This window comes from Halomonas sp. TD01 (assembly GCF_923868895.1).
Lineage (GTDB): Bacteria > Pseudomonadota > Gammaproteobacteria > Pseudomonadales > Halomonadaceae > Vreelandella.
On the sequence record NZ_OV350343.1, the window covers coordinates 2940448 to 2964678 of the forward strand.

At 52.8% G+C, this 24231-nt stretch carries 25 protein-coding genes; 19 read left to right on the top strand and 6 right to left on the bottom strand.

The window, feature by feature from the left end; translation table 11 throughout:
* Positions 1-32: 32 nt before the first annotated feature.
* Positions 33-1697, bottom strand: a complete 1665-nt coding sequence (locus tag L1X57_RS13165; protein ID WP_009722057.1) for an electron transfer flavoprotein-ubiquinone oxidoreductase — start codon at positions 1695-1697, stop codon at positions 33-35.
* Positions 1698-2121: 424 nt separating this feature from the next.
* Here L1X57_RS13165 and L1X57_RS13170 point away from each other — a divergent pair, with 424 nt between their 5' ends.
* The 7 genes from L1X57_RS13170 (at position 2122) to nrdF (ending at position 8801) form a co-directional block, all read left to right on the top strand.
* The gene (locus tag L1X57_RS13170; RefSeq protein WP_009722058.1) at positions 2122-2871 is read left to right on the top strand and encodes an electron transfer flavoprotein subunit beta/FixA family protein; all 750 of its coding nucleotides are present in this window, start codon (positions 2122-2124) and stop codon (positions 2869-2871) included.
* A gap of 14 nt (positions 2872-2885) precedes the next feature.
* Positions 2886-3812 carry an electron transfer flavoprotein subunit alpha/FixB family protein gene (locus L1X57_RS13175; protein WP_009722059.1) on the top strand — a complete coding sequence of 309 codons (927 nt, stop codon included), beginning with the start codon at positions 2886-2888 and terminating at the stop codon, positions 3810-3812.
* A gap of 232 nt (positions 3813-4044) precedes the next feature.
* Positions 4045-4656 (top strand): superoxide dismutase, encoded by a 612-nt coding sequence (locus L1X57_RS13180; protein ID WP_009722060.1) that lies wholly within the window; start codon positions 4045-4047, stop codon positions 4654-4656.
* 269 nt (positions 4657-4925) lie between these two features.
* Complete coding sequence (nrdH, locus tag L1X57_RS13185) at positions 4926-5147, top strand: glutaredoxin-like protein NrdH (RefSeq protein WP_009722061.1); 222 nt, start codon at positions 4926-4928, stop codon at positions 5145-5147.
* A gap of 9 nt (positions 5148-5156) precedes the next feature.
* Complete coding sequence (gene nrdI / locus L1X57_RS13190; RefSeq protein ID WP_009722062.1) at positions 5157-5606, top strand: class Ib ribonucleoside-diphosphate reductase assembly flavoprotein NrdI; 450 nt, start codon at positions 5157-5159, stop codon at positions 5604-5606.
* Positions 5573-7786, top strand: coding sequence for a class 1b ribonucleoside-diphosphate reductase subunit alpha (gene nrdE / locus L1X57_RS13195; protein ID WP_083817042.1), 2214 nt, complete (start codon positions 5573-5575; stop codon positions 7784-7786). The genes nrdI and nrdE overlap by 34 nt, the downstream gene beginning before the upstream one ends.
* 43 nt (positions 7787-7829) lie before the next feature.
* Positions 7830-8801, top strand: coding sequence for a class 1b ribonucleoside-diphosphate reductase subunit beta (gene nrdF / locus L1X57_RS13200; protein ID WP_009722064.1), 972 nt, complete (start codon positions 7830-7832; stop codon positions 8799-8801).
* Between the two features lie 169 nt (positions 8802-8970).
* Here the strand turns inward: nrdF and L1X57_RS13205 are convergent, their stop codons facing one another.
* A complete protein-coding gene (locus L1X57_RS13205) occupies positions 8971-9243 on the bottom strand; it encodes a BrnA antitoxin family protein (RefSeq protein ID WP_009722065.1) in 273 nt (90 codons plus the stop codon).
* Positions 9218-9529: a BrnT family toxin gene (locus L1X57_RS13210; RefSeq protein ID WP_009722066.1), complete on the bottom strand. Its 312-nt coding sequence runs from the start codon at positions 9527-9529 to the stop codon at positions 9218-9220. Before L1X57_RS13210 ends, L1X57_RS13205 begins: the two co-directional genes overlap by 26 nt.
* A gap of 272 nt (positions 9530-9801) precedes the next feature.
* Between L1X57_RS13210 and L1X57_RS13215 the strand changes: the two genes are divergently transcribed.
* Genes L1X57_RS13215 through L1X57_RS13240 form a run of 6 tightly spaced genes read left to right on the top strand, consistent with a single transcriptional unit; the run spans position 9802 to position 14808 of the window.
* A complete protein-coding gene (locus L1X57_RS13215; RefSeq protein WP_009722067.1) occupies positions 9802-10584 on the top strand; it encodes a DUF3450 domain-containing protein in 783 nt (260 codons plus the stop codon).
* The gene (locus tag L1X57_RS13220; protein ID WP_009722068.1) at positions 10581-11951 is read left to right on the top strand and encodes a MotA/TolQ/ExbB proton channel family protein; all 1371 of its coding nucleotides are present in this window, start codon (positions 10581-10583) and stop codon (positions 11949-11951) included. The genes L1X57_RS13215 and L1X57_RS13220 overlap by 4 nt, the downstream gene beginning before the upstream one ends.
* 1 nt (position 11952) lies before the next feature.
* On the top strand, positions 11953-12495 hold the full coding sequence (locus L1X57_RS13225) for a MotA/TolQ/ExbB proton channel family protein (RefSeq protein ID WP_009722069.1): 543 nt from the start codon (positions 11953-11955) through the stop codon (positions 12493-12495).
* Complete coding sequence (locus tag L1X57_RS13230; protein ID WP_009722070.1) at positions 12488-12895, top strand: ExbD/TolR family protein; 408 nt, start codon at positions 12488-12490, stop codon at positions 12893-12895. Before L1X57_RS13225 ends, L1X57_RS13230 begins: the two co-directional genes overlap by 8 nt.
* Positions 12892-13656 carry a TonB family protein gene (locus L1X57_RS13235; protein ID WP_009722071.1) on the top strand — a complete coding sequence of 255 codons (765 nt, stop codon included), beginning with the start codon at positions 12892-12894 and terminating at the stop codon, positions 13654-13656. Before L1X57_RS13230 ends, L1X57_RS13235 begins: the two co-directional genes overlap by 4 nt.
* Positions 13657-13713: 57 nt before the next feature.
* Positions 13714-14808 carry a hypothetical protein gene (locus L1X57_RS13240; protein ID WP_009722072.1) on the top strand — a complete coding sequence of 365 codons (1095 nt, stop codon included), beginning with the start codon at positions 13714-13716 and terminating at the stop codon, positions 14806-14808.
* A 65-nt stretch (positions 14809-14873) separates the two neighbouring features.
* On the opposite strand, the gene xthA is transcribed toward L1X57_RS13240, so the two are convergent.
* Positions 14874-15707: an exodeoxyribonuclease III gene (xthA, locus tag L1X57_RS13245; protein WP_009722073.1), complete on the bottom strand. Its 834-nt coding sequence runs from the start codon at positions 15705-15707 to the stop codon at positions 14874-14876.
* Positions 15707-15955, bottom strand: a complete 249-nt coding sequence (locus L1X57_RS13250) for a hypothetical protein (RefSeq protein WP_009722074.1) — start codon at positions 15953-15955, stop codon at positions 15707-15709. Before L1X57_RS13250 ends, xthA begins: the two co-directional genes overlap by 1 nt.
* A gap of 145 nt (positions 15956-16100) precedes the next feature.
* Between L1X57_RS13250 and rhlB the strand changes: the two genes are divergently transcribed.
* Both rhlB and dinG read left to right on the top strand, forming a co-directional pair.
* Positions 16101-17375 (top strand): ATP-dependent RNA helicase RhlB, encoded by a 1275-nt coding sequence (gene rhlB / locus L1X57_RS13255; protein ID WP_009722075.1) that lies wholly within the window; start codon positions 16101-16103, stop codon positions 17373-17375.
* Between the two features lie 5 nt (positions 17376-17380).
* Complete coding sequence (dinG, locus tag L1X57_RS13260) at positions 17381-19510, top strand: ATP-dependent DNA helicase DinG (RefSeq protein ID WP_009722076.1); 2130 nt, start codon at positions 17381-17383, stop codon at positions 19508-19510.
* A gap of 84 nt (positions 19511-19594) precedes the next feature.
* Here the strand turns inward: dinG and L1X57_RS13265 are convergent, their stop codons facing one another.
* Entirely contained in the window at positions 19595-20671 is a 1077-nt protein-coding gene (locus L1X57_RS13265) for a 3-deoxy-7-phosphoheptulonate synthase (RefSeq protein ID WP_009722077.1), read from the bottom strand.
* Positions 20672-21050: 379 nt separating this feature from the next.
* Between L1X57_RS13265 and rpoE the strand changes: the two genes are divergently transcribed.
* The 4 genes from rpoE (at position 21051) to L1X57_RS13285 (ending at position 24165) form a co-directional block, all read left to right on the top strand.
* Positions 21051-21650 (top strand): RNA polymerase sigma factor RpoE, encoded by a 600-nt coding sequence (gene rpoE / locus L1X57_RS13270; RefSeq protein WP_009722078.1) that lies wholly within the window; start codon positions 21051-21053, stop codon positions 21648-21650.
* Positions 21651-21946: 296 nt separating this feature from the next.
* Complete coding sequence (locus tag L1X57_RS13275; protein ID WP_009722079.1) at positions 21947-22699, top strand: sigma-E factor negative regulatory protein; 753 nt, start codon at positions 21947-21949, stop codon at positions 22697-22699.
* Between the two features lie 39 nt (positions 22700-22738).
* The gene (locus tag L1X57_RS13280; RefSeq protein ID WP_009722080.1) at positions 22739-23704 is read left to right on the top strand and encodes a MucB/RseB C-terminal domain-containing protein; all 966 of its coding nucleotides are present in this window, start codon (positions 22739-22741) and stop codon (positions 23702-23704) included.
* A 14-nt stretch (positions 23705-23718) separates the two neighbouring features.
* Complete coding sequence (locus tag L1X57_RS13285) at positions 23719-24165, top strand: SoxR reducing system RseC family protein (protein WP_083817043.1); 447 nt, start codon at positions 23719-23721, stop codon at positions 24163-24165.
* Positions 24166-24231 lie beyond the last annotated feature (66 nt).

Consider the following 24231-nt stretch of genomic DNA (forward strand, 5'->3'; position numbering starts at 1 on the left):
GGCCGCGCAGGATAGCTATCTAGCAGAGCGGCTTACATATTGGGATAGTTAGGTCCGCCGCCACCTTCTGGTGCTACCCAGGTAATATTTTGGGCAGGGTCTTTAATATCGCAGGTTTTGCAGTGCACGCAGTTCTGGAAGTTAATCTGAAAGCGTGGCTTACCTTGATCATCCTCAACGACTTCATAAACCCCAGCAGGGCAGTAACGTTGCGCCGGTTCTGCATAGGTTGGCAGGTTGTCGCGAATTGGCAGTTCCGGGTCTGCTAGGCGCAGATGACAGGGCTGGTCTTCTTCGTGGTTGGTGTTAGACAAGAAGACGGAGGTCGACTTATCAAACGATAGCTTGCCATCGGGCTTCGGATAATTAATTTTCTCGAACTCAGCAGCAGGCTTCAGCGCGCCGTAGTCAGTGGTGGTGTCGTGAACATTGGGTAGCTTATTGCCCAGCAGTTGATTGGCGAAGTTGTAAGCACCACCGCCTACCGTACCATATTTATGGATAGCAGGACCAAAGCTTGCGCTCTCTCTCAGTTCTTCATGGGCCCAGCTGGCTTCCCATTTCTCAGTGAAGCTACCTAGCTCCTGAGCACCTTCATCACCACCCTTAATTGCCTCAAAGACACTTTCTGCAGCGACCATGCCAGATTTCATCGCCGTGTGCAGGCCTTTGATTTTGGCAAAGTTCAGCGTGCCCGCATCGCAGCCAATCAATAGACCACCCGGGAAAGTCATTTTCGGTAGGCAATTAAAACCGCCTTTCGTAATGGCGCGCGCACCATAAGCAACCCGTTTGCCGCCTTCTAAATACTGGCTAAGCACCGGGTGATGCTTCATGCGCTGGAATTCATCAAAAGGTGACAGCCAGGGGTTCTTATAACCAAGATCCATAATGAGGCCAACGACGACCTGCTGGTTTTCCGCGTGATAGAGGAACCAACCGCCGTGAGTGTCTTTTTCAAGCGGCCAGCCCGAGCCGTGAAGCACAAGCCCTGGTTCATGTTTGTCGGCGGGAACATCCCATAGTTCTTTCAAACCAATCCCGTAATGCTGAGGGTCACGGCCAGCATCTAGCGAAAACTCTTTGATTAACCGTTTTCCTAAGTGGCCGCGGGCACCTTCGGCAAATAGCGTGTACTTAGCACGTAGCTCCATACCCGGCATATGGCCATCTTTGGGTGTGCCATCTGCGCCAACGCCCATGTCACCAATGAGAATGCCGCGTACTGCATCGTCTTCGATAATTACTTCCTGGGCAGCAAAGCCGGGGAATATTTCCACCCCAAGGGCTTCGGCCTGCTCGGCCAGCCAGCGACACAGATTGCCTGCGCTAATCACATAGCGAGTAAGTTCGCCGCCAGTGTTATGCATGCTTTTGGGCACTAGGGCATTAGGGATTTTTTGCGCTTTTTGGGCATCTTTTAATAGATAAACATCGTCACGAACGGCAGGTGTGTTGAGCGGCGCACCGCGCTCTTCCCAATCAGGAAATAGTTCTGCCAGTGCGCGGGGCTCAAAGACAGCACCGGAAAGAATATGGGCGCCGACTTCGGAGCCTTTTTCTACTACACAAACCGTCAGCTCTTGTTCTGCTTGGTTTGCCTGTTGCATTAAACGGCAGGCAGCAGCCAGACCAGACGGGCCAGCCCCGACAATAACTACATCGAAGTCCATGACATCGCGTTCAACATTTTCCACCCAGCTTCTCCTTATTCTCATAAGTGCCATTATTTACAAAAACTAGCCTGTGTGAACGTCAAATGAGCGTTATGAGAACTAGCTTATAAAAAGATGGCCTTAATTTTAAACGGTCGTTTGCTTCTGGTTATGCTCCATGATAGGCATAATACCCTTGTAAGGTCACCCCTACGATGGCAAAAGCACCATTTATCCATGGAGTTTGCATCGCTGCTACGACCAAGGCCGTAGTTAATCGATGTTGTCGCTAGTCACTAGGTTGTGGCAGATTGATAGGGTTTTTCATTTACAGACCTATCAAACGCTTGCATGAATTTTTAAGGTGTCGTTTTAAAAATTAACGTCGCCCCTATTTTAAGCGGCATCAGTTGGTACGATGCTGGGACAGGCTAACGGCTTCCATCACAAGCCAAGCGAGGAATCTATGAAAGTACTCGTCGCGGTTAAACGCGTCATCGACTATAACGTCAAAATCCGCGTGAAAGCGGACAACTCTGACGTTGATCTTACTAACGTCAAAATGGCGATGAACCCCTTCTGCGAAATTGCCGTAGAAGAAGCAGTACGCCTCAAAGAGAAGGGTGTTGCGACAGAAGTCGTGGCCGTTACCGTTGGTCCTAAAGCAGCTCAAGAGCAGTTGCGCACCGCTCTGGCGCTTGGGGCAGACCGTGCTATCCATATTGAAACCGACGAGCGCGTTGAATCGCTTGCGGTGGCCAAGCTGCTTGCTAAAGTCGTTGACGAAGAGCAGCCCGGTTTGGTGATTCTCGGTAAGCAGGCCATCGATACCGACAACAACCAAACAGGGCAAATGCTTGCCGCGTTGACCAACCTTCCCCAGGGTACCTTTGCCTCTGAGGTTGCCGTTGACGGTGACAAGGTTAATGTCACTCGGGAAATCGATGGTGGTCTGCAAACCGTTGCGCTTTCTCTGCCCGCTATCGTCACCACCGATTTGCGTTTGAACGAGCCGCGTTACGCTAAGCTGCCAGACATCATGAAGGCCAAAAAGAAGCCTCTGGATGTTAAAACGCCCGCTGATTACGGCGTTGAAGTGGCCTCCAAAGTTAGCCTGCTCAAAGTGGAATCCCCGGCAGAGCGTAAAGGTGGTGTTAAAGTCGCCTCGGTAGACGAACTGATCGACAAACTGAAAAACGAAGCCAAAGTGCTTTAATAGGAGCTGATCTCATGAGCATTCTGGTACTTGCCGACCTCCATGAAGGTCAGTTGGCGGGCGCAACAGCCCATGTAGTTGCTGCTGCCAAGGCGATTGGTGGTGATATTGACGTATTGGTGGCTGGTGAAGGCGTTCAAGCGGCCGCTGATGCTGCTGCAAAGCTTGATGGCGTCAGTAAAGTTCGCATCGCAGATAACGCTGTTTATGCGCATCAGTTGGCTGAGCCAATGGGAGCGCTGCTGGTGGAGCTGGCAGGCGACTACACTCACGTACTGGCTAGCGCGTCTACCACCGGTAAAAACGTACTGCCGCGCTTGGCTGCCTTAAAAGATGTCAGCCAGCTTTCCGACGTGATTGGCGTTGAGAGCGCAGACACTTTCCTGCGCCCTATCTATGCTGGCAACGCTATCGCCACGGTAAAAAGCGACGACGCACTGAAAGTTATGACCGTGCGTACTACCGCGTTTGATGCGGTCGAGAGCGCGGGAAGTGCCGCTGTAGAAGCGGTAGAGGTAGTGGTCGAAAATGGTCAGTCTAGCTTTATTAAACAAGAGTTGGCGCAATCTGATCGCCCAGAACTTGGCGGTGCCAAAGTAGTAGTGTCAGGCGGTCGCGGTATGGGTAACGGCGAAAACTTTAAGCTGCTCGACGGCATTGCTGACAAGCTGGGTGCCGCCATTGGTGCATCACGAGCTGCCGTAGACGCAGGTTTTGTGCCCAACGATATGCAGGTTGGCCAAACCGGTAAGATTGTTGCGCCTGAGCTGTATATTGCCGTGGGTATTTCTGGTGCAATTCAGCATTTGGCGGGTATGAAAGACTCTAAAGTCATTGTTGCGATCAACAAAGACGAAGAAGCACCTATCTTCCAAGTTGCCGACTACGGGTTGGTAGGCGATCTCTTCGATATTTTGCCGGAGCTTGAAAGCAAGCTATAAGCCACTGAATCTTAACTGGCTAAAAAGCCGACTTCGCCAGAAGTCGGCTTTTTTATTGGCGATGAATTCGATAAACTGCCAATAGTTGACTAAGGTACTGGGGTATATAACGTACCGGTCGTAAATAATCGCCGCTCACGGTAATAAAAATGGCCGTGATGGTTGAAAAAGGTGGGGTAAGACCACACTTAGTTAAGTGAACGTAACAAAAGCCACTTAAGGAGAAGTTAGCATGGCACATACACTTCCAGAATTACCGTACGCCTACGACGCGCTTGAGCCGAACATTGATGCGATGACGATGGAGATTCACCACTCTCGTCACCATAACACTTACGTCACTAGCCTGAACGCTGCGCTTGAAGGCACGGGTCTTGAAGACGTACCGGTAGAAGAGCTAGTTGCTAATCTTGATCGTGTACCTGAAGAGAAGCGTCAAGCCGTTATTAATCACGGTGGCGGCCATGCCAACCACTCTATGTTCTGGCAAATGATGTCACCGAATGGCGGCGGCCAGCCCCAGGGTGATGTGGCAAAAGCCATTGATGCTGAGCTAGGTGGCCTTGACGCATTCAAGGAAGCTTTCAAGAAAGCGGCACTGGGTCGTTTCGGTAGCGGTTGGGCATGGCTCTCCGTTACGCCTGAGAAAAAGCTGGTCGTTGAAAACACGCTGAACCAAGACAGCCCGCTAATGCATGGCAACACGCCGGTATTGGGTCTGGATGTTTGGGAACATGCTTACTACCTGAAGTTCCAAAACAAGCGTCCTGATTACGTAGAAGCCTTCTTCAACGTAATTAACTGGGAAGATGTTGAGCGTCGTTATCAGGCTGCTATCGCCTAAGTCCACGCGCGAAAGAAAGAAGGGACGCCAATTTAGTTGGCGTCTAGTTAAAAACCGCCCTCATCAAGAGGGCGGTTTTTTCGTTTTGAATGATACGTTTGGCTACTATCCTGGGTAAGAGCTGTCAATAACCTGTGGATGAAAAATACCACATATGCTTGAATTGATTTTCTCATGGTCTATATATAGTATGCGTTGTGTCTTCCAGAGAGGGCGAGCACAAGATGTGCTCTACCCGAAAAACACCGCTATGAAAAGGAAAAATAGCCATGGATATCCAAATTTATAGCAAGCCTGCTTGTGTTCAATGTACCGCTACCTACCGAGCGCTGGATAAGCAGGGCCTGGAATATACCGTTATCGATATTACTGCTGAAAGCGGTGCCCAAGAAGAAGTGGAAGCGCTGGGTTATCGCCAGTTACCGGTCGTAGTTGCAGGTGAGGATCATTGGTCTGGTTTTCGTCCTGACCGCATTCAAGCGCTAGCGTAAAACGTCGCTATGCAAAACGCTGATGTGGAGACTGAGCGTGCTGGTTCGTTAGTTTATTTTTCCACTAAGTCAGGCAATACCCACCGTTTTATACAAAAGCTTGGCTTAAGCGCTCAGCGGCTGCCACTAAACCGTGAAGAACCGACACCACGCATAGAACAGCCCTACATATTAGTGACACCTACCTATGGTGGCGGCTATGCCGAAGGGGCAGTGCCGGGGCAGGTGATCCGATTTTTAAACGATGAGCACAATCGACATCTCTTACGGGGTGTTATTGCCGCTGGTAATACGAATTTTGGTGAAGCATATGGGTTGGCAGGGCGAATCATTGCCCAAAAGTGCCAAGTGCCGCTGCTTTATCGTTTTGAACTGTTTGGCACTGACGACGATGTCGCCAAGGTCCGCAAAGGAGTAGAAGAGTTTTGGAAACGTCAAGCTCAGTCTCTAACAACGTAGCTTCTAACAACGTTGCTACAAAAAACTCGGCAGAAACAAAACGGCCTACTGCGGGGGCATCCGAGGCGCGTACCCTGGATTACCATGCGCTGAACGCGATGCTGAATCTATACGGTGCCAACGGTGAATTGCAGCTCGATAAAGATCGCGAAGCCGCCCGTCAGTATTTCCTGCAGCACGTTAATCAAAACACCGTGTTTTTCCACTCGTTGGAAGAAAAGCTCGATTACCTGGTGGAAGAGCAGTACTACGAGGCAGAAATGCTTGCTCAGTACAGCTTTGCCTTTATCAAAGCCCTGTTCGAGCAGGCATACGCCTATAAATTTCGTTTCCCGAGCTTCTTAGGTGCTTTCAAGTATTACACCAGCTACACGCTGAAAACGTTTGACGGTAAGCGTTACCTTGAGCGCTATGAAGACCGTGTTTGCATGGTGGCGTTGACGTTAGCGCGCGGCGATGAAGCCTTGGCCAAGTCGCTGGTCGATGAAGTCATTAGCGGCCGTTTTCAGCCGGCCACGCCGACTTTCCTTAACTGTGGTAAGCAACAGCGCGGCGAGCTGGTTTCCTGCTTCCTGCTGCGTATTGAAGACAACATGGAGTCGATTGGTCGCTCGATTAACTCAGCGCTCCAGCTCTCCAAGCGCGGCGGCGGCGTTGCCTTCTTGTTGACGAATATTCGTGAATCCGGCGCTCCCATTAAGCGTATTGAAAACCAGTCGTCGGGCATTATCCCGATTATGAAACTGTTGGAAGATGCCTTCTCGTACGCTAACCAGCTGGGCGCACGCCAAGGTGCCGGTGCGGTCTATCTGAATGCTCACCACCCAGATATTCTGCGCTTTCTCGATACCAAGCGCGAAAATGCCGATGAAAAAATCCGCATTAAAACGTTGTCGCTGGGCGTGACGATTCCGGATATTACCTTCGAGCTGGCCAAGCGCAACGACGACATGTACCTGTTCTCTCCCTACGATGTTGAGCGGGTTTATGGCGTGCCGTTTGGTGATATCAGCGTCACCGAGAAGTACCATGAAATGGTTGCTGATGCGCGCATCCGTAAGCACAAGATCAATGCGCGTGCGTTCTTTCAGACCCTGGCTGAACTGCAATTCGAATCGGGCTATCCGTACATCATGTTTGAAGATACGGTCAACCGTGCGAACCCGATTGCCGGTCGTATCAATATGAGCAACTTGTGTTCTGAAATTCTCCAGGTGAATACGCCCACCGAGTACGACGACGATCTTGGTTATCGTCAGATCGGTCAGGACATCTCCTGTAACCTTGGCTCGATGAATATCGCTAAGGTGATGGACTCAGGCGATATTGGCACCAGCGTTGAGATTGCCATTCGTGGTTTGACCGCGGTTTCTGAGATGAGCAACCTGCGTAGTGTGCCCTCCATTGCTGAAGGTAACGCCAAGTCTCGAGCCATTGGCCTTGGGCAAATGAACCTGCACGGTTTCCTGGCGCGCGAACACATTTATTATGGTTCAGAAGAGGGCTTGGACTTCACCAATCTCTACTTCTATTGCGTGGCATTCCATGCGATTCGTGCATCTAACCAGTTGGCGATTGAACACGGCGAAGCCTTTGCTGGGTTTGAAGATTCCACCTATGCATCGGGCACGTTCTTTGATAAGTACACCGATCAAGCATGGCTGCCGCAAACTGATAAAGTGCGTCACCTGTTTGAGCGTAGCGGTATTGCACTACCTACCCAGGAAGAGTGGCAGGCGCTAAAGACCTCGGTGATGGCGCACGGGCTGTATAACCGTAACCTGCAAGCGGTGCCGCCAACGGGTTCTATCTCATACATCAATCACTCCACTTCCAGTATTCACCCGGTGGCAGCGAAAATTGAGATCCGTAAAGAGGGTAAGCTGGGGCGTGTTTACTATCCGGCGCCATTCTTGAATGAGGCGAACTTCGATTATTTCCAGGATGCCTATGAAATTGGCCCTGAGAAAATTATCGATACCTATGCGGAAGCGTCTAAACACGTTGATCAGGGGCTGTCGTTGACGCTGTTCTTCCCTGATACCGCCACCACTCGGGATATCAACAAAGCGCAAATTTACGCGTGGCGTAAGGGCATCAAGACGCTTTACTACATCCGTTTACGCCAGAGCGCGCTTGAAGGTACGGAAGTAGAAGGCTGCGTTTCCTGCTCGCTGTAATCGTATATCGCTTTTATTAGATCATGTTGGTGAGAGAATTCTGATGACCACTATGCAACGTTTATCGCGGGTCGATGCGATCAACTGGAACCGCCTTCAGGACGATAAAGACCTGGAAGTGTGGAACCGCCTGACCAGCAACTTTTGGTTGCCGGAAAAAGTGCCGCTCTCCAACGATATTCAATCGTGGAATACCCTGACACAGCAGGAAAAGCAGCTGACGATTCGTGTGTTCACCGGCCTGACGCTGCTGGATACGATTCAGAGCAGCGTGGGCGCGCCAGTATTAATGGAAGATGCCCGCACGCCACACGAAGAGGCGGTTTACACCAATATTGCCTTTATGGAATCGGTGCATGCGCGTTCCTATAGCTCGATTTTCTCGACGCTATGCACTACGCGGGATGTGGATGATGCGTTTCGCTGGAGTGAAGAAAACCCGACACTGCAGGCAAAGTCTGAGTTGATCCTTGAGCGTTATCGCTCTGACGACCCGCTGATGCGCAAGGTGGCCAGCGTCTTCCTGGAATCCTTCCTGTTCTATTCAGGGTTCTATCTGCCCATGTATTGGTCGAGCCACGCCAAACTGACCAACACGGCGGATCTGATTCGTTTAATCATTCGTGATGAGGCAGTGCACGGCTACTACATTGGCTACAAGTTCCAGCAAGCGCTGGCAGAAGCCACGCCCGAGCGCCAGCAAGAGGTGAAAGACTACGCTTATGAGCTGCTGCTAGAGCTTTACGACAACGAAGTGCGCTACACCGAATCGCTCTATGATGAGGTAGGCTTGACGGAAGACGTGAAGAAATTCCTTCACTACAACGCCAACAAGGCGCTGATGAATCTGGGCTTCGAGCCGTTGTTCCCCAGCAGTGTCACCGACGTCGATCCAACCATTATGGCGGCACTTTCCCCAAGTGCGGATGAAAACCACGACTTCTTCTCCGGCTCCGGCTCTTCCTACGTGATCGGCAAAGCCGTCGCCACCGAGGACGATGACTGGGCGTTTTGAGCCCCAGTTAAGAAGTTAGCTTGAAAGGGTGGCGAGCAGGCGCTCGCCACTTCCCGCCTCAGCAAACTCGGCTACGCCCAGCCTCGAAAAGGTAATTGACACAGGAAAGTGGCATGAGCGCGGGTTGAGAGAATGTAGACTCAGTACCGCAAAACTCCGCGTCAACACCTCAACTCCGACGACTGTCATTTACGTCATCTGCAAGCCATACTTTGATCAGCGACTGATAGGGCATATCCCGCTTGTTAGCCTCGATTTTGATACGGTCGAGCAGAGTTTCGGGCAAGCGAAGTGAGATAGTCTTGGTTGAGGGTTTCAACTTCGGGAAATAGGCCGGTGTTGCCTGGCTCCAATCCAGGTAATCAGCGGAGTCGTGGGTCTCCCAAAATGCTCGCTCTTCTGCCTCAGTATTGAACTCAGGCATCTTTTTTAGTTTGTTCATAAAGAGCCCTCTCTTTGCGGTGCATGTCGCGAGCGGAAATCACTCGGATTAGCGTGCGGTGATGTCTTAGTGTAAACGTGATATGTAGCAGTCTTTCATCATCAGTTTTGCCAAGGGCGTGAAAACGAGGCTCCTTCTGGCTGTGTTTGGAGTCTTCCAGCACCAGAAGCGGTTCATTAAAGTAAGTTTCTTCTGCTTCGGACTGGCTAACACTATGCTTCTCCGCGTTTTTGCGAGAGTTGCCTTCGTCCCAGTCAAAGCCAGACACATCTGCCCAATTGATCATGGAAGTATATTATCAGCATATACGCAGGCGTCAATTAGTGCCAATAAAGCCATTTGCAGTGATGGCGCCTGCGGTGATGTTGTAGGTGAATTGATGAACAGCCTTTCTTATGACGCCTTCATCCGGCACACCATTAAATGCTAATGATAAATATTGTCATTTATTGAATTAATGTTAGGCTATGCCTCTGCAATCAAACGCAAATAGTTCTCATACCTAATGAGGGTAGGGGCGCCATTTTTATGCGCTTTTACCAGTAACGGAGACGTAACGTGCTGAAAAGGCCTTTCTTTGCCTTGTATGGAGGCTGGCTTGCCGGGGTGCTGGTCAGCGGTACGCTAATGGCAAGCGATGAGACAGTCGATCAAGCGGCCCAGAGTGTCGAGGCCCAGCAAGCGCAGTCCGTACTTCAGCAGCAAATTGATGAGGCTGATGACGTCACGCGTTCCGCGCTTGAAGAGCTGCGCCGCCTGGAGCAGGAAACCCGCCAGATGGAAGCGTCCAATGCTGCTCTAAGCGGTCGCTTGGCCAGTGAGGCCGAGCGCCAACAGCGCCTTGGCCAAGCACTCGATACGTTGAGCGACACCCGCGCCGCGCTGCCTGCGGTTGAGCAGGACATGATGGAACAGCTGATCAGTTGGATCGAGTCTGACCTGCCATTTCTGAAGGCCGAGCGTTTGGCGCGTGTTAAGCCTGATGAACAGCAGCCATCAGAGAGCGCAGCGCGCATTGCTAATTTGTTGGAAGCGTGGCGAGCCGAGCTAGCGTACGGCCGCGAGGTTGATAGCTGGCGTGGTCGTTTGCAATTGGCAGAAGGTAACCCGCGTGAGGTGGAATACTTGCGTATTGGCCGAATCGGCTTTTATTACCTAACCCCTGATGGTCGAGAAGGGGGTGTGTGGGATAAAGCGAGCGGTGAATGGCAGGGGCTTGATGAACGTGCTCGCCGTCAGGTGCGCAACGGCCTGCGTATTGCCGACGATCAGCGCACGCCAGAATTGCTGCGTTTACCACTTTCCATTATTGCTAACGACCACGCAGGGGGCCAGCAATGAGTCTGTTGACACGCCAACGAGGTGCGTGCAGAACCATTATCTGTTTAGCACTACTGGCAAGCCTTCTGGGCAGCAGTGTGGCGCTGGCACAAACTGACAGTGTTGGTTCGTTACGTGAAGCTCGTGAAGCCGCCGAAGCTCGCGACCAAGCGCGACTACAATCATTTCTGAATGATCAGCAAGCGCTAGAGGCTGCGCTAGAAAAAGCACGTGCTGAGCATCAAGACGCTGAAGAGCAGCAGGCAGCATTAGCCACGCAGCAGCAGGAACAAGCACAGCAGGCTCAAGCGCTGGCCGAGCGTCAGGAAGATCAAGGCGAAGCGATCACCTCGTTGCTGGCGGATTTGACACGGCACAGCGAAGAGGTACGCAACGAACTTGGCGGTGACAGCTGGTTAACGCTGGATGCTGATGCGCTACCGCCGCGTCTCAATGAGATTGAAGTGCTGGAGCGTCAACAGATCGAGTCCGTTGTGGACAGCTTAGCGACACTTACACGGAACACCGGGCGTGCCGAACGCCTTGAATTGCCGGTGGCTGATGCTAGTGGCGAGATTGAGCCGCGCAATGTCGTGCGCTTGGGCGATTTTGCGGCGTTTACCGAAACAGCGCTGCTCAGAAAAGGCCAGGATGATGATAGCTTGGCCGAAGTGCCGCGTACTCCTGCAGAAATTAGCGCTGTACTGTCGGCCTATCATCAAGGCGAAAGCCGTGTGTTTGCCATTGATCCTACCCAGGGTAGCGTGCTGGAAGCCCTTGCTCAGCGGCCAAGCCTCTGGGAACGTTTCCAGCAGGGCGGTTATGTTGGTTACGTAGTAGTGGCACTGGGTGGCTTTGGCCTATTGGTGGCACTGGCTCAGTACCTTTATTTAGTCGTCGTCAGTGCACGAGTGCATCGTCAGCGTAAAGCGTTGGATCAACCGAATGCCAATAACCCACTGGGTCGTGTGCTGGCGCGCTTCAAGGAGTTGGATAAACACCAAACGCCGGAAGCACTGGAAGCGAGGTTAGATGAGGCGGTGTTAGCTGAGTTGCCACGTATCGAACGTGGTCAGCCTATCGTTAAGCTGTTGGCGGCCATTGCACCGCTGCTAGGCCTGCTGGGTACCGTGACCGGTATGATTGTCACCTTCCAAGCGATTACCGTATTTGGCACCGGTGACCCGCAGTTAATGGCCGGTGGTATCAGTCAGGCGCTGGTAACAACGGTGCTGGGGCTTGTGACAGCGGTTCCGCTGCTGTTTGCCCAGACGGCCTTGGCAAGCCGGAGTCGCTTGATTACCCAAGCCATTGAAGGCGAAGCAAGCGCTACCTTGGCTGACCACCTCGAAGCGCAGTCGACGGCTAATGCGCAAGCGGTGACCTAATATGCCCACGTTACCTCTTTGGCTTGAGCCCGTTGAGCGGCTGCTTGATGCCGGTGGTGCCGTTTTAATGGTGCTGGCATTCGTTGCCGTGCTGGTATTTGGGATGGCAATAGAGCGTTGGTGGTATTACCGCTTTAGCTGGCGGCGTGCCCGGCGCCAACTGATTCGTCGCTGGGCGGCACGCAGTGATCATCGTAGCTGGAGTGCGCGCACGCTGCGCAATGTCTGGACAGAGGCGCTGGTTGCTAAGCTGCGCCGCCCGTTGCCATGGATCAAGCTGCTCGTGGCGCTATGTCCACTGTTAGGCTTGTTGGGTACCGTCACCGGTATGATTACCGTGTTCGATAGCCTTTCTCTCAGTGATACCCATCAGGCGAGGGCAATGGCCGACGGTGTTGCCCGTGCCACATTGCCCACGCTAACCGGCATGGCGATTGCGGTGGTGGGGTTGCTGTTTATTAGTCGTTTAGAGCACGTTATTCGTCGCGAAGACCAGCGGTTACACGACCGCTTAGCTCGTGCCTTGGAGGAGAATGATGCGTAGACGCCGCTCTATAGATACCACGGCTGATAGCAATGAAGTTAACCTGACGCCGATGCTGGATGTTGTCTTTATCATGCTGATCTTTTTTATCGTGACGACCAGCTTTATTAAAGAGAGCGGTGTTGAGATTGACCGCCCTGAAGCGGCAGCGGCAAGCCCGCGGCCAGATGCACAGGTGTTGATTGCGGTGACGCCAGAAGGTGCTGTTTGGGTCGATGGTAAGCCAGTCGATGTGCATCGTATTGGTCAGCAGGTGGCCGGTATGTTGAGTGATGATGGCTCCGTTGTTATCCAAGCCGATCGGGAGTCCACCACTGGGCTGTTGATTGAAGTGATGGATCGCCTCAAGCAGGCGGGTGTTGATCAGATCGCCGTGGCAGCGAGCCGGAGCGCTCCATGATTCGTCATGCCCTCTCGATACTAGGTGGTATTGCCTTAGCCGTTGGTTTGTTTTGGATGCTGGCGCTACTAGTAACACCCCCAGAGCGTTCGCCAGAGACGCCGATAATGACCATGTCGATGACTATGATAGACGCACCAGAGGTAGCGCCAGAGCAAGAAGCGCCGTCGCCTGCACCTTCTGAGGCGGCGCCAGCACCGCCGCCGATGCCTATGCCTGCACCGGCACCTGTTGCAGAGAGTGCGATTGCGCTGCCTGAAGTGGAACTTCCAGATGAGCCAGTGGAACCAGTTGAGTTGGAGAGTGAGTTGCCAGAGCTAACGGAAATTACTCCCGAACCAACCCCGCAGCCCGCGCCGAAGCCGTCTCCAAGGCCAGCGCCGCAGCCTGATCCTGCACCTCAGCCAGCTGAAACGGCGGCGCCTTCTCCTGCGCCTACGACAGTGCAGCGTGAAGCCTCGCCAGTGGCAGAGCCTGCGCCATCGAATGAGCCTGTCAGTGTTGGGCAAGTCGCCCCAACCAGCCGCGTGAACCCTTCTTATCCGCCGCGTGCTCAGAGGCGCGGCATGGAGGGCTTTGTTGAGGTGGAGTTTGTTATTCGCCGAGATGGCAGCGTCGATAACGGCACGATTCGCGTCACGCGAGCACAGCCAAGGCGAGTGTTTGAAGACGCTGCCCGCGAAGCGATTGCGCGCTGGCAGTTTGAGCCCGGCCAACAGCTTCGCCGCGCCACGCAGCGCATTGAGTTCCAGTTGAGATAGCCAGTTGAGATAGCCAGTATGAATTGGCTCGTCGAGAACGCCAGTCGAGGAAAAAGTATGCAGCGTTGGGTGGGAATCGTCGTATTGAGCGCGCTAAGCGTTGTGGCGCAGGCGAACGAACCGCTGCCGGGTGACATTGTTCGCGATCTTAACAGGCTTCAAAGCCAATTAGCTGAGCAGCCCAATGGCGAGGCTGACAGCGATGTGCTCAACCGTATTGCTGATCATGCACGATCTCAGGCAGCGCGTCTCGCCAGCGGCAATCGTGCCGACCAGTGGGCAAGTGCGCTATATCATCAGCTCGCCGCGAGTGCGTTAGTGCGTCAAGGTGATCACGTTGCGGCTGCTAATGAGTTAGCCAGCGCACGACAGCGCCCTAGCGTGCCTAACAGCCAAATCCTGCGCTGGCTGCGTGATGAGGCGTCGCTACGTCGCGCAGGTAACCAGCCCACTGAGGCCATCGCGCTGTATGAGCAGTGGCTAACGCAGTCCCAGGGCAATTCTCATTATGACGAGTCAGCATGGCGGCTGGTTCGCTTATTGGCGGAAGAGGAGCGCTGGGATGCTGCTGCAGGCTGGCTGTCGCCGTTACTGCAAAAAGGCGGTTTGACTGACACGCAGCAGACGCTAACCACCGCGGTATTGCGCAATGCGGGGCAAAACGATGAAGCTCTCGGTTGGCTAGTGGGTGGTTTGAATGCACAGAGCGAGCCTGATGCCTGGCGTCAGGCGGCCGGGCTTGCCCAACAAGCAGGCCAGGCTGGCGTGGCTGCCGGCGTGTGGGAGATGGCATGGCAGTTGGGTAAGTTCACCACGACCGAAGATCGCTTGACGTTAATTCGCCTGCATTTGGCCGGTGGTACGCCAGCCAGGGCAGGCGAACACTTGGAAGCGGCTATCCAAGAAGGTGCTTTGACGCGTGATGAAGAAGCGCTAAGGTTGTTGGCGGGCGCATGGCAGCAGGCCAAGGATATCGAAAAGGCGCTGAATGCTTGGAAGGCGCTTGCTGAGAACACTCAAAAAGCTGAAGACTGGCGGCAATACGGACAGCTTGCTTACCGCTGGGGGCAAGATGATCAGGCCGAGGAAGCGCTTATCAAAGCGGTGAATCTTGGCGATGATCAGGCCAAGCAGTGGTTGTCGAATTTTTGAAGGGTGAGAAGCCCTTGATCGGACCCCTCTCGATTGATGAGAGGGGCGAGCTTGTTTGTTTGTGCTTAGTCTGCCTGTGAAAGCGTCAGCGCAAAATCACTCCAGGTGGGAGCGTGATCGGAAGGCCGCTCCATACCACGCAATTGATAATCAATGCCTGCATCGGTGACGCATTCGGCAAGCGGTTTAGACACAAGAATATAGTCAATGCGCAGGCCGCGTTTTGGCTCGCGGTCAAAACCCTTTGAACGATAGTCAAACCAACTGAACCATTCGCTATTATCCGGGTGGCACAGCCGATAGCTGTCGCTAAGGCCCCACGCTTTTATACCTTCAAGCCATTCTCGCTCGATAGGCTGAAAGCTGGCTTTGCCCTCGCGTAACCAGCGTTTGCGGCTTGGTTCGCCAATGCCAATATCCTGATCTTCCGGCGATATGTTGAAATCCCCCATGATCGCCAGCTGTTCGTCGGGGCGGTGCTGGTTTTGAAGCAGGCTTGCCAATTGCTGATAGAAGCGCGCTTTATGAGGGAATTTAGTTGGGTGTTCAACGTTTTCACCCTGGGGGAAGTAGCCATTCCACACGGTGACTGATTCACCATTATCGGCGAGTAGCCGCACGCCAATCATGCGGCGCTGGGCGTCTTCCTCATCATCAGGAAAGCCATAAAAAACCGCTTGAGGTTTTTGCCGACACAGTAGGGCAACCCCGTAATGGCCCTTTTGACCGTAATAAAAAACGTGATAGCCCATAGCTTCAACGTCAGCCAGGGGAAACTCGCTGTCTTGCACTTTGGTTTCCTGCAGGCCAATGACATCTGGCTGCTGCGTGTCAATCAGCGCTTGAAGCTGATGCAGTCGTGCCCGAATGCCATTGATATTAAACGAGACCAAACGCATTACGAATGCTCTCCAGACGGGTTGTCTCCTTCTTTGTCAGGATGGATAACAATATTTTGTCCTTCTTGCTGGCGCGCTAGTTTACGCACTGCTTGAAGCTTACGTTGTTGCTGCTTTTTAGCCACAAAACGGCGTGAAGAGGTTACCTGGTCAGGGTTATCATGGCGCCACTTCTTGTAATCTTTGCGGCGGCCAGTACGGATAGTTACCTTATCCGCCAGCGAACGAGTTTTTTTCTTACGCGTCATATCGCGCTCCTTGGGTTAATTTATGCCTCATTCTAACAGGCAAGCGTACTCCTTCGACAGCAGGACGCGCTCTTATCGCCAACCCCTGGTACAATGCGCACTTCGTGATGCCTAACATCCACAGCAATGGACAGATACACAGCCTATGAGCGAGTCGGAACAGACCACAGCATCGGCCCAGAACCGCAAGCCAAAACGCCGCCGTCGGAAGCCGCGTCGTCGTCAATCGAACTGGGATCTTCGTCAGTTTCAGGTGCCCGCCGTTGCCGGCAAGTGGCGCTTCCATGACTTTGATTTGCCGCTGCCTTTAATGCGTGCCATTCATGCCCAAGGGTTTGAATACTGCACGCCTATTCAGTCAGAGGCGCTGCGTCATACGTTGCTGGGTGGCGATATTGTCGGCAAGGCGCAGACAGGTACCGGAAAAACTGCTGCCTTTTTGATTTCGGTAATGGCTTATTTTCTGGAAGAGCCGACCCCTGATGGCCAAAAATCAGGCGCACCCCGTGCGTTGATTATCGCGCCTACCCGGGAGCTGGCACTGCAAATCGAAAAAGATGCTAAAGCGCTTGCTCGCTTCACGCAGCTCAATGTGGCCAGTGTTGTCGGCGGCATGGATTACCAAAAGCAGCGCGAGAGCCTGGGCAAGAAGATCGATATTTTGGTGGCAACACCAGGACGCCTGCTGGATTTCCACCAGAAGCGCGATATCGACCTCTCTGAAGTCGAAGTGTTGGTGCTGGATGAAGCGGATCGCATGCTTTCCATGGGCTTTATTCCCGATGTGAAGCGCATCATTCGCTATACGCCTAAAAAAGAGGAGCGCCAGACGTTCCTGTTCTCGGCAACCTTCACTGACGATATCTTGAGTCTGGCGAGTCAATGGACGCTCGATCCTGCCCATGTAGAGATTGAAGTCACCGTTGAGAACCAGGCAGATATCGATCAGCGCGTTTATCTAGTGTCTGATGACGACAAGCAGCGACTGCTGGTGAATCTGCTAACGCAGGAAAGCTTCGAGCGAGTAATGGTGTTTGGTAACCGTCGCGATCTCGTACGCAAGCTAGATGATTTGCTGAAAAAAGCAGGCGTTAGTGTCGCCATGCTATCAGGCGATGTGCCGCAGAATCAGCGCATCAAGACGTTGGAAAGCTTCCGTGAGGGAGAAATTCAAGTGTTGGTGGCTACTGATGTCGCAGGGCGTGGCATTCATATCGAAGATGTCAGCCACGTGATCAACTACACGTTGCCTGAAGATCCGGAAGATTACGTTCATCGTATTGGACGTACCGGACGTGCCGGTGCCAAAGGCGTTTCGATTAGTTTTGTTGGTGAAGAAGATGCGTTCTCGCTACCAGAAATTGAGCGCTACATTAACGGTAAGCTGCCCTGCGAACATCCGCCGGAAGGCATGCTGTAACGCGCATGCTCGATAATGCGCTGAAAAGCGATATTCAAGACGCCTATCGTCGCGTGGTGGAAAAGCTTGAGCTGACGCCACGCTACGGCCAGCGCCTGATGATTGCAGAAATTGCTCGTACGCTAGGTGGCATTGAGCAGGATGGCGAAGGCAAGCGCACAAACGATAATCATGTGTGCGTGCTGGAGGCGGGCACCGGAACTGGTAAAACGCTTGCCTACCTGATTGCCGCGTTGCCGATTGCCAAAGCGCAGGGAAAGCGACTGATTGTTTCCACTGCAACGGTGGCACTGCAGGAGCAGGTGCTTAATCAAGACCTGCCTTCGCTTGCCAGCCATAGCGGTATTGCCTTTCGTTATGCCTTGGCAAAAGGGCGTGGCAGGTACGTGTGTGTTGCGCGTCTTGACCAGGCATTAGAAGGCTCTGAGCCAAACCCGACGCTGTCGCTATTTGAGCAGTCACTTCAATCCAACAGCAGTGACTTTTCCCTATTAGCCACGGATATGGCAGAGGCTTACGGCAAGGGTGAGTGGGAAGGCGATCGCGATACGTGGTCGGCGTCCATCGACGACAGTCATTGGCGGCAGCTAACGGTGGATCATCGCCAATGCACAGGCCGTCGCTGCGGTCATTTTGGTGCTTGCGCCTTTTTTCGTTCTCGGCGTGATCTGGAAGATGCCGATATAATCGTGGCCAACCATGACTTGGTTCTTGCTGACCTGGCGTTGGGTGGTGGGGCGATTCTACCCGATCCCGCTGACTGCATTTTTGTCTTTGATGAAGGCCACCACCTGCCAGATAAGGCACTTTCCCACTTTGCCCATCGTTTTGCGGTGCATGGCTGTTTGCGCTGGCTTAAAACCTTGAAAAGCAGTTTGACTGATCTTCATCAGGGGCTAGCGGCTCAGCCGACAATCGCGCGCTTGCTCGCGGGGTTACCTGAGTTACTGCATAGCTTAGAGCCTGCCTTGGGCGATGTGTTTAGCATGGGTCACCAACTGGCCGGGCGGGAAAACGGCTTGTCGGATGAAGAAGCTAGCCATCAGCAGCGTTTTGAAAAAGGCCAGGTGCCGGAAGCGCTTCGCGAACAAGCCAAGCAACTGTTGGTTATGTTTGCCACGTTGTCACGTAGCCTGGAAAGCATTAGCGATATCCTGCGCGAAAGTCTCGACCCTGATAAGCAAACAGGGCTGGATAGGGATCAAGCCGACACGTGGTTGCCGCTGATTGCACTGCTGCATGGGCGTTCACTTGATGCCCATGCGCTATGGCAAGCCTTCAGTGAGCAGGATGCTGCCAATGCGCCACCCAGTGCCCGCTGGATAACGCTTAGTCGTGTGGCGGGAGAGCCGGAAATCGAGTTTTCGGCAAGTCCCGTATCAGCGGCGCATACCCTTGCGAAACATTTGTGGGGACGCTGTCATGGCGCGGTAGTAACATCAGCCACGCTTACCGCGCTGGGGCGTTTTGAGCGAATCCAAGAGCGCGCTGGGTTAGCAAACCGCTATCGCTATCAGGCGCTGCCGAGCCCCTTTGATTATGCCAATGCCATTCTGCGCGTGCCTAAAGAGGCGACCGACCCCAGTGATCGCGATGCCCATGAAAGCGCCATCGTTAATTTCGTGGTTCAATTGGGAAATAACGAAGCGGTGCTGGTGCTGTTTTCTTCTAGGGCGCAATTGCGGGCGGTGGAGAAAGCGCTGCCTGCGGCAACTAAAGAGCGAGTGCTGGCGCAGGATGCGTTGCCCAAGCGCGAACTGCTTGAGCGTCATCGCGCGGCTGTCGATGACGGCAATGGCAGCATTATTTTTGGCTTGGCTAGTTTTGCTGAAGGTATCGATTTGCCCGGCGACTATCTCACCCATGTGGTGATTACGCGGCTGCCATTTGCGGTGCCTGATGATCCGGTGGGGGCCACGCTTGCCGAGTGGATTGAAAGCCAGGGTGGGAACCCGTTTATGCGGATTAGCGTTCCAGATGCGTCAATCAAGCTAGTGCAGGCTTGCGGGCGGCTGATCCGTAAGGAGAGCGACCGCGGTGTCATTACGCTGCTAGATCGACGGGTGATTACTCGCCGGTACGGCCAAGCGTTGCTAGATGCATTGCCGCCATTCAAACGAGAAATCATGCAGTAATAAGTGGTAATAAAATGTAGCAATAAAATGCCCCGCTAAGGCTAATATCCTTGCGGGGCACTTATGATTACTAGCCGTTTTTTCTTACTGTGCGATACGCTTGGTGAGCGCCGGAGCGAGTTTTTCGTTCATATGGGTAAAAGTTTCGACCGTCGTATCCCAATCAATGCAGGCGTCGGTGATGGAAACGCCGTACGTCAGCTGGCTAAGGTCGGCAGGAACTTTTTGGTTGCCCCAGCCAATGTTTGACTCAACCATCAGACCAATAATGGACGTGTTGCCTTCCAGAATTTGGTTGGTGACGTTCTCGAGCACAAGCGGCTGTAGGCCAGCATCTTTATTAGAATTGGCGTGAGAGCAATCGATCATAATGTTGGCTGAAAGGTCGGCTTTTTTAAGCTCCTTTTCAGCTAGCGAAACGCTGACGCTGTCGTAGTTAGGCTTACCGTTGCCGCCGCGCAACACGACGTGGCCGTAAGCGTTGCCGCGTGTGCGAATAATGGCGACTTGGCCTGCGTTGTTGATACCTAGGAAGTTATGCGGGCTGGCAACGGACTGCAGTGCATTAATAGCGACGTCAAGGCTGCCGTCGGTGCCGTTTTTAAAGCCGACTGGGCAGGATAGACCTGACGCCATCTCACGGTGGGTTTGCGATTCTGTAGTGCGTGCACCGATCGCCGACCAGCTAATGCAGTCTTGCATATACTGGGGAGAGATCGGGTCTAACGCTTCCGTTGCGAGCGGCAGGCCAAGCTCAGCCAGGTCGACGAGTAGCTTGCGCGCGATGTGAAGACCTTCATCAATTTCGAAAGAATCGTTAAGATGCGGGTCGTTTATCAGTCCTTTCCAACCCACCGTTGTCCGGGGTTTTTCGAAATAGACGCGCATGACAATGAACAGGCTGTCGCTCACTTGATCTGCCAATTTACGCAGCCGGCGCGCATAGTCCAGTGCGGCATCCACATCATGGATGGAGCATGGGCCTACAACGACGAGAAGCCGATGATCTTTGCCGTCGAGGATGTTTTGAATGGTATGGCGGCCCTCAATAACAGAGCGTTCCGCAGCTTCTGTCAGCGGAATAGTCTGTTTAAGAGCTTCGGGGGTGGTGAGAACATCCTGTGCAAGGACGTTAAGGTTACTAACCTGCTGATCTGACATCGTGCTACCTGTGCGTGCGCTATGGACTAAAAAGTGGCTCTACTATGGCGTGTCAGGCAGGTAAAAATCAATTGTTGCGGAACTTGATCTAAACGAAAAGTGTCACGGTCAAGATTCTGCGGGGGCTGTGGGTTAGGTCGGGAGGAATGGGAGGGGAAAGAGTGTAAGCGCTTGATGCCTCGCTAAGAACGCGTAACACTAAGTACCATTGGATACTTTTTTACACTGGGTGTGGTAGGCGAATCATTCACTATCATCTGTCATCATTAAGATTAACCAATGCCCAAGGGACACTATGCTGCTTGCTGTAAAGGCCCACATGAAAGGGCGAAGAGAGAAAGCGCTCGGCGTGCGTCGCACGAGCGGGAGGGAAGTGTGAATGGGCACTCGTGAAACAGACCAACAGCTGGTTGAACGTGCCCAAAAAGGTGATACACGCGCTTTCGATCTACTGGTAAAAAAATATCAGCACAAAATTATTGGATTGATTGGGCGTTATGTTCACGATCACTCCGAAGTACAAGACGTGGCGCAAGAAGCCTTTATCAAAGCGTACCGTGCACTCGGTAAGTTTCGGTCGGAAAGTGCGTTTTACACATGGATGTATCGTATCGCGATCAACACTGCCAAAAACCATTTAGTGTCTCGGGGGCGTAGACCGCCCGGCAGTGACCTAGATATTGTCGATGCTGAAATGATTGATCAGAGCGGGCGGCTGGCTGACTCTGAATCGCCAGAGGCATCGATTGCTCGGGACCAGCTGGAAGCCGCCGTTTACGAAGCCATCGAGAATCTGCCAGATGATTTACGCACTGCGATCACGCTGCGTGAACTAGATGGCCTTGCGTATGAAGACATTGCTCAGGTGATGCAATGCCCCGTAGGAACAGTGCGTTCGCGCATTTTTCGCGCCCGTGAAGCGGTTGATGAGCATATACGCCCATTAGTGACAACAGCCAGGAATAGTCGCGATGAGTGAGGGGCGGATAGTGGTAGACGCAGAGCTTTAAATTCACATTTAATTACGTTTTTACTTTTTTTGTGAACTGTCTGGAAAGTGAAGCGTCATAGAACCTGACGATCTTGGTTAGGTCGAGTAAGCGCCAAGTGAACGTTCAATATTCAGTAGTTACACAGTTTAATCTGCTGATTATTAAACGTTTGGAAGTTGGCGATTTGAAACAAGGTCTTGGCCTGTGGAGTTGCTGGGGTGGTAAACACTCGTTAGCAGTGTCATCGCAGCGCTTCTTTTAACACAGTGTGAGGGTGTGAAGTATGAGTCAAAACACACGGGAGTCGCTTTCAGCATTGATGGATAGCGAGAGTGACGAGCTTGAATTGCGCCGAGTGTTGAAGTCACTGCCTGACGATTCTGATGCGGCGGAGACATGGCGGCGCTACCATTTGGCGCGCAGCATGATGCAGCGTGAAAGAAATGTAGATGTGAGCATCGATCTCTCTGCTGGCATTATGGATCGATTGCGTGATGAGCCTGCTCCAGCCCTTGAAGACGACACCGTGGTTACTCCCGCTCGCTCTGGTGGGCTTTCCTTTGCCCGTGGTGCCGGGGTAGCGGCTGCCGTTTCGCTCATGGTTATCACTGGGGTGCAGTTCTTTAACAACGGTAACACGACCTCAGGTAGCCCGCAGAGTGTGGGGGGAAGCGCAGGAGATAGCATTGCTGCCCAGTCTGGCGGTGGTGTGCAAGTTCAGCCTGTTAATTTAGCAGCATCTCAACCCGCTTCGATGACGCCATCAGAAATGCCGATGTTCGAACAAACGCCGTTTCGTGTTAATGGCCAATCCGGTCAAGGCGGTTTTATGAATGTCAGCGATGCAGGGTTTTCTTCGCCCCATGCGCCTCAAGGGGATATGGCTCAGCAGACATTAGCTATTGATGCTGATCAGATTCGCCTGCTTAAATCGTACCTTGAGCAACATGCGCAAGGTGCTGCCGGTGGGAGTGGTGATAGCTGGATGCCGTTAATGCGCTCTTCTTCAGTAACGGAACCTTTAGGGCAACGTTAATAGGTATTTTGGCCGACTTTATATCAAGTGAGGGCCCACGTGGCTGGAAATGTGATTGGTAAATATCTTGCCTGGAGAGGTAAGTTAGCAGTTGGCCTGGGCGTATTGAGCACCAGTTTACTGCCTCTCCAGCTGAAAGCTGATAGCTATCCGTCGCTTTCCTGCGCAGATGCACTTAACCAACCTCCCTTCACTACTGCTCATGAGTGGCTTGTGTCGAGCGTTTATGCTGGACACTGCTTTGAATTTCAAGCGCGCGCCGTTTCTATTGATGCTATAGGGGTGAGAACGCTGGCACTTTCCCATCGTGTTCGAGATGGCGTCCGGCAACAAGTGGTTCAACACCTGGATGGCCCGTCCGTTAGTGTTGAGCGCCGCTCCATTGCTGGGCACTTAGCTTGGTTTCCACCCAGCGACTCTGACTCAACGTCTGCACCAGAAGCATGGGCAGAGCATGTTGCTGAGCATTACGAAATAGCGCTTCAGGATAAAACACGGGTAGCCGAACGTGATGCTGTAGAACTCCGCTTTTCGCCTATTGATAGTCAGCGATATCAGCATACTTGGTGGATCGATCAAGAGACGGGGCTGTTACTTAAGCACGTGCTTAGTGATGCTCAAGGCCGTGTCCTTGAAACCTTCCAGATTACTCAGCTCCATTCTCCTACCGCCTATAGTGGTGAATTACCTAGTCCCGCAGATGAACAAATGCTTGACCAGTCCTGGCAAGTAACTTGGCTGCCCGAAGGGTTTATTGAACAGCCCCTGGAGCCGGGGCAGCAAAGCGGCCAGCGTGTGTATAGCGACGGGTTAGCTGCTGTGAGTGTGTTCGTGTCGCCCGCCAGTCAACCATCAGCGTTACAGGAAGGTCTTCATCGAATAGGCGTGTCTACCGCTGCTGTGTCGTTGATCGATGTTGGAGATCAGAGCTGGCAATTAGTGGGCATCGGCGAGCTGCCCGTTGAATTGTTGCAGCGCATTGTTCAATCGGTGCAGTTTGAATAATTAGGTACATCGTTGTGAACACTACAGATTGCAATGCTATTGTACGCTCAGGCACTGTCATTGATCACTCTAGGGCAGGGTTAGTCGTTGATGTGTCGAGCAATGTCGCTTGTCAGCAGTGTGCTGAAGGTCGTGGTTGTGGCGTAGGGTTGTTGGTCCGTCGTCAACCACACGCCGTTATTGATCCAGGTGGTTTGCCCTCGCAATATCCCAGCCGTTATCCAATAGGTAGCTTAGTGTCGTTCACTGTTGGTAAAAATGATGTTAACAGGTTGGCGCTGCTTGTTTATGCGTTACCCCTCCTGTTTGCCATCATCATTTCGGGTGCTGCGTCAGGGATGGGGAGGAGTGATTGGTTTTGTGCGATGCTATTTTTTAGTACTTTAATTAGCTCTGTCGTCATCCTGAAATATCTTCTGCGCGGACGAGTGGAACGCTTCCGTCCGCGTCTGGTCAGTTAATACTCCTGTAACTCGCTGAGAGTTGCACTCCCTTATGTTTAGTACGTGGTTTGTACTTGCTTGATT

Bases quoted from the DNA above. Each gene is read 5' to 3' on its own strand.
- L1X57_RS13265 (WP_009722077.1), bottom strand. From the start codon at position 20,671: ATGTCAGATCAGCAGGTTAGTAACCTTAACGTCCTTGCACAGGATGTT.
- L1X57_RS13240 (WP_009722072.1), top strand. From the start codon at position 13,714: ATGCAGCGTTGGGTGGGAATCGTCGTATTGAGCGCGCTAAGCGTTGTG.
- L1X57_RS13175 (WP_009722059.1), top strand. From the start codon at position 2,886: ATGAGCATTCTGGTACTTGCCGACCTCCATGAAGGTCAGTTGGCGGGC.
- L1X57_RS13205 (WP_009722065.1), bottom strand. From the start codon at position 9,243: ATGAACAAACTAAAAAAGATGCCTGAGTTCAATACTGAGGCAGAAGAG.
- L1X57_RS13180 (WP_009722060.1), top strand. From the start codon at position 4,045: ATGGCACATACACTTCCAGAATTACCGTACGCCTACGACGCGCTTGAG.
- L1X57_RS13230 (WP_009722070.1), top strand. From the start codon at position 12,488: ATGCGTAGACGCCGCTCTATAGATACCACGGCTGATAGCAATGAAGTT.
- nrdH (WP_009722061.1), top strand. From the start codon at position 4,926: ATGGATATCCAAATTTATAGCAAGCCTGCTTGTGTTCAATGTACCGCT.
- L1X57_RS13210 (WP_009722066.1), bottom strand. From the start codon at position 9,529: ATGATCAATTGGGCAGATGTGTCTGGCTTTGACTGGGACGAAGGCAAC.
- L1X57_RS13225 (WP_009722069.1), top strand. From the start codon at position 11,953: ATGCCCACGTTACCTCTTTGGCTTGAGCCCGTTGAGCGGCTGCTTGAT.
- xthA (WP_009722073.1), bottom strand. From the start codon at position 15,707: ATGCGTTTGGTCTCGTTTAATATCAATGGCATTCGGGCACGACTGCAT.
- dinG (WP_009722076.1), top strand. From the start codon at position 17,381: ATGCTCGATAATGCGCTGAAAAGCGATATTCAAGACGCCTATCGTCGC.
- L1X57_RS13275 (WP_009722079.1), top strand. From the start codon at position 21,947: ATGAGTCAAAACACACGGGAGTCGCTTTCAGCATTGATGGATAGCGAG.
- rpoE (WP_009722078.1), top strand. From the start codon at position 21,051: ATGGGCACTCGTGAAACAGACCAACAGCTGGTTGAACGTGCCCAAAAA.
- L1X57_RS13235 (WP_009722071.1), top strand. From the start codon at position 12,892: ATGATTCGTCATGCCCTCTCGATACTAGGTGGTATTGCCTTAGCCGTT.
- nrdI (WP_009722062.1), top strand. From the start codon at position 5,157: ATGCAAAACGCTGATGTGGAGACTGAGCGTGCTGGTTCGTTAGTTTAT.
- L1X57_RS13250 (WP_009722074.1), bottom strand. From the start codon at position 15,955: ATGACGCGTAAGAAAAAAACTCGTTCGCTGGCGGATAAGGTAACTATC.
- rhlB (WP_009722075.1), top strand. From the start codon at position 16,101: ATGAGCGAGTCGGAACAGACCACAGCATCGGCCCAGAACCGCAAGCCA.
- L1X57_RS13170 (WP_009722058.1), top strand. From the start codon at position 2,122: ATGAAAGTACTCGTCGCGGTTAAACGCGTCATCGACTATAACGTCAAA.
- L1X57_RS13220 (WP_009722068.1), top strand. From the start codon at position 10,581: ATGAGTCTGTTGACACGCCAACGAGGTGCGTGCAGAACCATTATCTGT.
- nrdF (WP_009722064.1), top strand. From the start codon at position 7,830: ATGACCACTATGCAACGTTTATCGCGGGTCGATGCGATCAACTGGAAC.